5 protein-coding genes are annotated in these 7,483 nt (G+C 69.4%); all 5 read right to left on the bottom strand.

Features of this window, described 5'->3' with window-relative positions; genetic code table 11:
* Positions 1–38: 38 nt before the first annotated feature.
* Positions 39–986, bottom strand: coding sequence for a class I SAM-dependent methyltransferase (locus AB0I18_RS50985; RefSeq protein WP_363112707.1), 948 nt, complete (start codon positions 984–986; stop codon positions 39–41).
* A gap of 58 nt (positions 987–1,044) precedes the next feature.
* Positions 1,045–3,309 carry a bifunctional glycosyltransferase family 2 protein/CDP-glycerol:glycerophosphate glycerophosphotransferase gene (locus tag AB0I18_RS50990; RefSeq protein ID WP_363112708.1) on the bottom strand — a complete coding sequence of 755 codons (2,265 nt, stop codon included), beginning with the start codon at positions 3,307–3,309 and terminating at the stop codon, positions 1,045–1,047.
* 174 nt (positions 3,310–3,483) lie between these two features.
* Positions 3,484–4,287 carry a carbohydrate ABC transporter permease gene (locus AB0I18_RS50995; RefSeq protein WP_363112710.1) on the bottom strand — a complete coding sequence of 268 codons (804 nt, stop codon included), beginning with the start codon at positions 4,285–4,287 and terminating at the stop codon, positions 3,484–3,486.
* Positions 4,288–4,403: 116 nt separating this feature from the next.
* Complete coding sequence (locus AB0I18_RS51000) at positions 4,404–5,738, bottom strand: sugar ABC transporter permease (protein WP_363112711.1); 1,335 nt, start codon at positions 5,736–5,738, stop codon at positions 4,404–4,406.
* A 27-nt stretch (positions 5,739–5,765) separates the two neighbouring features.
* Positions 5,766–7,151: an ABC transporter substrate-binding protein gene (locus tag AB0I18_RS51005; protein ID WP_363112709.1), complete on the bottom strand. Its 1,386-nt coding sequence runs from the start codon at positions 7,149–7,151 to the stop codon at positions 5,766–5,768.
* Positions 7,152–7,483: the final 332 nt, after the last annotated feature.

Genomic DNA, 7,483 nt, shown 5'->3' on the forward strand with positions numbered 1-7,483 from the left:
GTCCCACCCCAGCCCCCCCTTTTCCGTCGCGGAAGGTGTCAGCCTGTCTTGCGGCTTCGGGTGCGGATCAGCGCCCTGGTGACGATCGGTGGCAGCAGGTCCTTGGCGACCTTGCGGGCGCGGTTCGGACGGGCGGCCGGAGCGATGGTGACGGGACGGGCGGGGGCGGGTCGGGACGGGGCCGTGGGCTTGGCCGGGGCGGTCGGCCGCGGGGGCTCGGGGTCGCCCGCGTGGCGGGACACCGGGTGCTTCGGCTCCGTGGCCTTCTTGCCGTCGATGCGGATCATCCCGCGGCCCGCGACCTGCTGCACCTCGTGCCACATGTCGTCACGCGCCGCCAGCCACTCCAGCAGGGCGTCGCGCAGCGGCTCCGGATCGCCCCAGGTGCCGTAGAACTTGGTGCCGGTCACGCATATGGGACGCAGATCGAGCGCGGCGACCGCACCCCAGGTGGCGGCGGCCACGCCCGGGCAGTGCTCGGCGCGGTAGTCGTCGAGCACGACCACACCGTCCGGCAGGAGGATGTCGCGCACGGCCTCGATGTCCCCCCACACGTGCTCGAACAGGTGCGAGGCGTCGATGTGCGCGAAACGGCAGCTGTCGTCCTCGACGCGGTCGGCGACCACGGAGCTCGGCGCCTGGATGAGTTCCGGCAGCTTCTCGTGGAAGGAGAGGAAGTTGGCCTCGAAGGCCCGCCGGGTCAGCGTCGAGTACGACTTGTTCATCTCCTTGCTGTTGGCGGAGTCCTCCGCGGGCGAGTCGAAGAGGTCGCACACCGTGAAGGCGTCCTCGTCGCGCAGGTAGGAGGCCATGAAGATGGCGCTCTTGCCCATGTACGCGCCGAGTTCGAGCAGGTCGCCCGGCTGAGCGCGGTCGAGCTGCCCGGTCAGGAACCAGTCGAACAACTGCTGGTCGACAGGACGGAACCAGCCCTTGACCTCCGACAGGGCCTTGGGACGGGGCAGTTCGGTGGTGCTGGTGGTCATGAGTACTCCGTAAAACGGGGTCTATGAAATTCCTGTGTTGGGGATGGGATCCGAGCGCTCAGGGTCTGTCAACGACGGGAACGGAAACGCCGGGTGTCGGGACGGTGGCGAGCGGTGAGGCGGCGGACTCGTGCGCCGCCGAGGGCACCGGACGGCGCTCGTCCAGCGGCAGCACCGCAGGCAGTCCGGCCGTCTCGCCGAGCACGACACGGCGTACGACACGCTCGGCTGCGTGCCCGTCGTCGTACGGGCAGAAGCGCTCCCGGAACGCGGCCCTCAGCTGCGCGGAGCGCGAACCGCGCCAGTGGCCGGTCGCGAAGATGTCGATCAGTTCGTCCTCGTTGCGCGCGACCGCGCCCGGCGGGAACGCGCGCACGTCGAAGTACGTGCCGCGGGCCGCCTCGTACGCCTCCCAGTCGTCCGTGTGGATCACGATCGGCCGGTCGAGGTTGGCGTAGTCGAACATCAGGGCGGAGTAGTCGGTGATCAGCGCGTCCGAGGCCAGGCACAGGGACTCGATGCTCGGGTGGTCCGACACGTCGATCACCCGGCCCGCGCTACGGGCGAGCGGGGCCTTGTACGTGTGGTGCGCGCGGGCCAGCAGGACGAACCGCGGGCCGAGTTGGCGCACGATCCGCTCCAGGTCGAGCGGGGTGCGCTGGGTGCGGCGGTAGTCCCGGTGCGTGGGCGCGTACAGGACGGCGACCGCGCCCTCCGGGATGCCGAGGGTCTCGCGCAGCCGGGCCACGTCCGCCGAAGTCGCCTGCTGGAGAACGTCGTTGCGGGGCTGGCCGTACTCCAGCGTCGTGTAGCCGGACGGGAAGACGCGCTCCCAGGCGAGCGTGGAGTGGCGGTTCGCGGACAGGCAGTAGTCCCACTTGTCGGCGTCGCGCAGCAGCTCGGCGAAGTCCGTGCCGCGTGCCGCCGCCGGGCGCTCCTGGAGGTCGAGGCCCATGTGCTTGAGCGGTGTGCCGTGCTGCGTCTGGAGGATGACCTGGCCCCGGCGCTTGACCAGCCGCCGGTCGAAGCCGACGTTGCTGACGAGGTACTTGGAACGGGCGAGCGCCGTCCAGTACGCGGCGCTGCCCGGCCGCACCCGGCGCGTCGCCGTCGGGATCGTGTGGTGGAACTCCGGTTCCGCGATCCACGTGGTGCGCATGCCCGGCGCGTACGTCCGGAACGCGGTCTCCAGCGCTCCCGGGTTGCAGCCGTGGCCGCGCCCCCCGTGGCTGGCGAACACGGCATGGTCGGCCCGTACGGGAAGCCGGCGCTGGACGGTGTAGTGCAGCCGGAGCGCGGCGGCCCGGGCGGTGCGCAGCAGGGCCCCGGTGACTCCCGCCACACGTCTCTTCAGCCGCGCCGCTGTCCACAGCGCGCGGTAGGTGCGATGGCTGCCCAGGCGTACGAGGGTGCGCCGCAGCCTGCTGCGAGACGGGGCCTTGGCGCCACGGACGCGGTAACGGCCGTAGTGGGCGCGGGCCTTGCGCAGGAACGCGGCGCGGGTGCCGTGCGGCAGCCGGTCCCGCTTGAGGAACACGGCCGCGAGGTGGTCGGCCATCCGGTGGAACAGGACCGGGCGCCAGTGCGCCAGTTCGGGATGCGCGTCGAGATGGGCGAACACCCGGTCGTACTGCTCGAAGATGTCGAAGTGACTGCTGCTGGTCGTGCCGAGGATGCTCCCCTGACGTCGCTGGCGGTAGTGGACACAGACGCGGTCGAGCGTCGCGATGGTTTCTGAGGCCATCAGAACTGGATACGTCCAGGGGGTGTCCTCGTAGTAACCGGGCGGGAAAGTGAACCCCTCCCGCGCGATGAACTCCCGGCGGTACGCCTTGTTCCACACGACCATGAGGACCTTCAGCAGCCCGGGCCTGTCGTCCAGCCGGAACGGTGCCGGGGCCTCCTCGGTGAGCTGGCCGGCCTGCACGTTGCGGATCGTCTCGCCCGACCAGAAGGTGCGCGCGTAGTCGTAGACCAGGACGTCCGGGTCGCCGGTCTCCTTGATGCGGTCGGCGACCGCCCGCAGCGCGTCCGGGGTGAGGGTGTCGTCGCCGTCCAGGAAGATCAGGTAGTCGCCGGTCGCGTGCTCCATACCGGCGTTGCGGGCCGGGCCGAGGCCCGCGTTCTCCTTGAGGTGGACGGCTCGTACGCGTGGGTCGCGGGCCGTGAACTCGTCGATGATGGCGCCGCAGGCGTCCGGTGAGCAGTCGTCCACCGCGATCAACTCGAAGTCGGTGAAGGACTGTTCCAGGACCGATGCCATGCACTCGTGCAGATACGCCTGCACCTTGTACGCGGGGACGATGACACTGAACCGGGGCAAGAGGCATCCATGGGTCGGCGCGGGCATACTGCCCGGCAACGGCCGAAGGGGTTGCCGGGTTACGCCGGATACGGCATGTGGGGGACGCCGGAGCGACGCGAAGGGGCGGACCGGTGCCGGTCCGCCCCTCCGCGCACGTACGACCCAGGTGCCGCGACCCGTGGTCCCCGGGCGCTACTTCACCGCGCCCGCCATCACACCGGACACGAACTGCCGCTGGAACGCGAAGAACACGGCCAGCGGGATCACCATCGAGATGAAGGCCCCGGGGGCCAGCGTCTCGATGTTGCCGGAGAACTGACGGGTCTGTTCCGTCAGCGCGACGGTCAGCGGCCGTGACTCGGAGTCCGAGAAGACCAGCGCCACCAGCATGTCGTTCCACACCCACAGGAACTGGAAGATGCCGAGCGACGCGATGGCCGGCGCCCCGAGCGGCAGGATCACCGTCGTGAAGAGACGGGTCTCGCCCGCCCCGTCGAGCCGGGCAGCCTCCAGGAGTTCACGGGGGATCTCCGCGAAGAAGTTGCGCAGCAGGAAGATCGCGAACGGCAGGCCGAAGCCCACGTGGAAGAGGACGACGCCGATGATGCTGCCGAAGATCCCGAGGTCCCCGAAGAGATCGGACATCGGGATCAGCGCGATCTGCACCGGCACCACCAGCAGCGCCACCACGGCCAGGAACCACCAGTCGCGGCCCTTGAAGTCCATCCAGGCGAAGGCATATCCGGCCATCGCCCCGATGACGATGACCAGCGCGGTGGCCGGGACGGTGATCCAGATCGTGTTGAGCAGGGAGTCGGTGATCTCCTCCTTGCCGAGCAGGGTCGAGTAGCTCTCGGTGGTGAGCTGGGACGGCTTGCTGAAGACGTCCCACCAGCCGGAGGCGGCGATGTCGGTCGGATCGCGGAACGACGAGGCGAGCAGACCGACCGTCGGTGTCACCCAGAGCAGCGCGACCAGGATCAGGAAGAGCCGCATCACGCCGCCGGCCGCGCCGCTCGCCAGCCGGGAGACCAGCGAGCGCGTGGGCGGACCTGCCTCCCCGGTGCTCACCACGGGTTCTTTCGGTTCTTTCAGAGGTACGGAGGGTGCGGTCACTGTCGGCGCTCCCTTCGCAGCCGGCGGATGTTGACGATCATCACGGGCAGCACGAGCAGCAGCAGTACGACGCCGATCGCGCTGCCGAGGCCGAGGTCGCCGCCACCGCCGAAGGACGCGTTGTACAGTTGGAGCGCCAGGACGTTGGCCTCGTCCTGGGTCGGCTGCGGGGCGATGATGAAGATCAGGTCGAAGATCTTCATCACGTTGATCATCAGAGTGATCAGCACGACCACGAGGACCGGTGCCAGCAGCGGAACCGTGACCCTGCGGAACACCTGCCACTCGTTGGCCCCGTCGACCCGGGCCGCCTCCAGCAGGTTGCGGTCCACCCCGGCGAGACCCGCCGCGATGAGCACCATCGCGAAACCGGCCCACATCCAGGCGTACGCGCCGATGATGGCCGGAGTGACCAGGCTCGGGCCGAGCCAGTCGACGCCGTTGTAGGGCGCGGCGAAGTTCGAGGCGGGCAACCGCAGTTGGGCACCATCGGCCGAGGCCGGCAGTGTGAACGTACCGTCGTCGCCCGCCTTGGTGGAGGCCACGACCTCGCCGTCCTTCACCGCTTCGACCTTCATGCCCGAGAGGCCCTTCTCGCCCGCGTCGATGGCGCCCTTCTCGCCACCGCCGCCCAGCTTGAAGTCCAGCCAGACCGTGCCGGACACCTCGTCGCCCTCGGCCTGGGCGGGTTCGGCGTCGTCGGGGCTGCCGGGCAGCTTGTTCGGCGCGATGCCGACCAGCGGGAGCAGGGCCGGGGAGCCCGCGCTCACCGTGCCCTCGGAGGTGAAGGCGCCGCCTCCGGACGCCTTGAGATCACCGTCGGCCGCCGGGCGTGCCTTGGGATAGACGGACGACTCGGCGAAGGTGTCGTGCACCCCCACCACCACGGCGTTGGCCACGCCCTGGTCCGGATCCGCCTCGTACACCAGACGGAAGATGATGCCCGCGGCGAGCATGGAGATCGCCATCGGCATGAAGACGACCATCTTGAACGCCGTGGACCAGCGCACCCGTTCGGTCAGCACGGCGAAGATCAGGCCGAGCCCGGTGACCAGCGCGGGAGCGACCGCCACCCAGATCGCGGTGTTCTTGACCGCGGTGAAGGTGGCGTCGTCCGAGAAGATGTCGCCGTAGTTCTCCAGGCCGACGAACTTCGAACCGTCGGCGTCGAACAGACTGCGCCAGACCGAATACCCGATCGGGTAGACCACGAGCGCGCCGAGCAGCACGAACGCGGGCAGCAGGAACAGACCTGCCACCCACAGCCGGGTACCCACCACGCTCTTACGTTTTCCGGCGGGGGGCACCGGACCCTCCGGTCCCCCCGCCATCGCCACCTGGGACGACATGGGCCGCCGTCAGCCCTCGTACGCCTTGGCGGCGGCCGTCTCGAGCGCCCGCTGCGCGCCCTCGACGTCCGAAGGCGTCTTCAGGAAGTCCTGCAGCGCCTTCCACTCACCCTGGCCCTGGGTGCCGCCGAAGGCGGCCGGGGCCTGGTCGGACATGTCGAAGCGGAAGTCGTCGCCCGCGTCCAGCAGCGCCTTGGCGATGTCCTGGGCCACGTCGTCCTTGTACGTCTTCAGGTCCATCTCCTTGTTGGGGGAGATGAAGCCGCCCTGCGCCGCCCAGATCTCCGCCGCGTCGGTCGACGCGAGGAAGGTCAGCAGGGCCTGCGAGCCCTTGTCGTCCTTCAGGGCCACGGCCACGTCACCGCCGCTGACCACCGGCGACTCGTCGCCGACTGCCGGGAACGGGAAGACCTTGGCGTCGGTGCCGATCTTGGCCTTGGTGTCCGCGTTGATGTTCGCGGCGACGAAGTCGGCCTCGAAGACCATCGCGGCCGGCGTGTCACCGGAGAAGGTGTTCGTCACGGACTTGGGGAACTCGGTGCGCAGGGCCCCGGCCCGGCCGCCCGCGATCAGCTCGTCCTTGCCCCACAGCTCGGCGAGGGTGGTGAGCGCCTCCTTCACGGAGGGGTCCGTCCACTTGATCTTGTGCTGTGCCAGCTGGTCGTACTTCTCCGGACCCGCCTGCGAGAGATAGATGTTCTCGAACCAGTCGGTGAGGGTCCAGCCGTCCTGCCCGGCGACGGAGACCGCGGGCGAGCCGGCGTCCGACAGGGTCTGCGCGGTCTGGACGAACTCGTCCCAGGTCTTGGGCTCCGCCGTGATGCCCGCCGCGTCGTAGGCAGCCGTGTTGTACCAGATCAGCGACTTGTTGGCGGCCTTGGCGTAGACGCCGTACTGCTTGCCCTCGTACGCGCCGAGGTCCTGCCAGCCCTTCGAGAAGTTCTTGTCGAGCTGCCCCTGTACCTCCGTACTGACTGGCTTGACCCAGCCCTTCTCGGCGAACTGGTGCAACACACCGACCTGCGGCAGGAACGCCACGCTCGGCGGCTCGCCGCCCTGGATCTTCGTGCCCAGGAAGGTGGAGGTGTTGTTGCCGGTCGGCACGTAGCTGACCTCCGCGCCGGTCCGCTTCTCGAACTCGTCCAGGACCTTGGTGAAGTTGTCCTGTTCGGGGCCGGTCCAGACGGCCGCGACCTCCAGCTTCTGGCCGTTGAGCTTCGGGAGTTGAACCGAGGCCGCGTTCTCGGTCTCGCCGCCCTCGTTCCCCCCGTCGTCGTTGTCGTCACCGCCGCACGCCGTGAGCGTGAGCGCCATCGCCCCCGCGACGACGGCTGCCGCGGCCCTGGCTGTCCTGTTCCTCGTGTGCGGCCTGCGTGTGCGAAGAGTGCTGCGCATGACTTGCCCCGTTCTCCGTTGAACGTCCGAGCGCTGTCCCGTGCGCTCTTGGTGTACGCCCGTGCGCTCGACCTCGGCAAGAGCGCCTGCGCTGTCAAGGGGGTGATCGTGACCGCGTCGTGACGGTTGGTAGGGCGGTTGGACCCACCCGGCCCGTCCGGCGCTCCGAACGCAGCCCGTCCGATACGTCGACTGCGGGTCCGTCGTGGCTGGTCGCGCAGTTCCCCGCGCCCCTGAAAAGCGGGCTGCGCCCTGCTTTTCAGCCCGGTCCCGGCCCACTCAGCCCGTCCGGCGTTTGAGGACGAGGCCGTTCAGGCCGATTGCGGGGGTCT

The sequence above is a fragment of the Streptomyces sp. NPDC050704 genome, assembly GCF_040654355.1.
In the GTDB taxonomy this organism is placed as follows: Bacteria; Actinomycetota; Actinomycetes; order Streptomycetales; family Streptomycetaceae; genus Streptomyces.

Coding starts and splice junctions, on each gene's coding strand:
- AB0I18_RS50995 (WP_363112710.1), bottom strand. CDS start 4,287: ATGCGGCTCTTCCTGATCCTGGTCGCGCTGCTCTGGGTGACACCGACG.
- AB0I18_RS51000 (WP_363112711.1), bottom strand. CDS start 5,738: ATGGCGGGGGGACCGGAGGGTCCGGTGCCCCCCGCCGGAAAACGTAAG.
- AB0I18_RS51005 (WP_363112709.1), bottom strand. CDS start 7,151: ATGCGCAGCACTCTTCGCACACGCAGGCCGCACACGAGGAACAGGACA.
- AB0I18_RS50985 (WP_363112707.1), bottom strand. CDS start 986: ATGACCACCAGCACCACCGAACTGCCCCGTCCCAAGGCCCTGTCGGAG.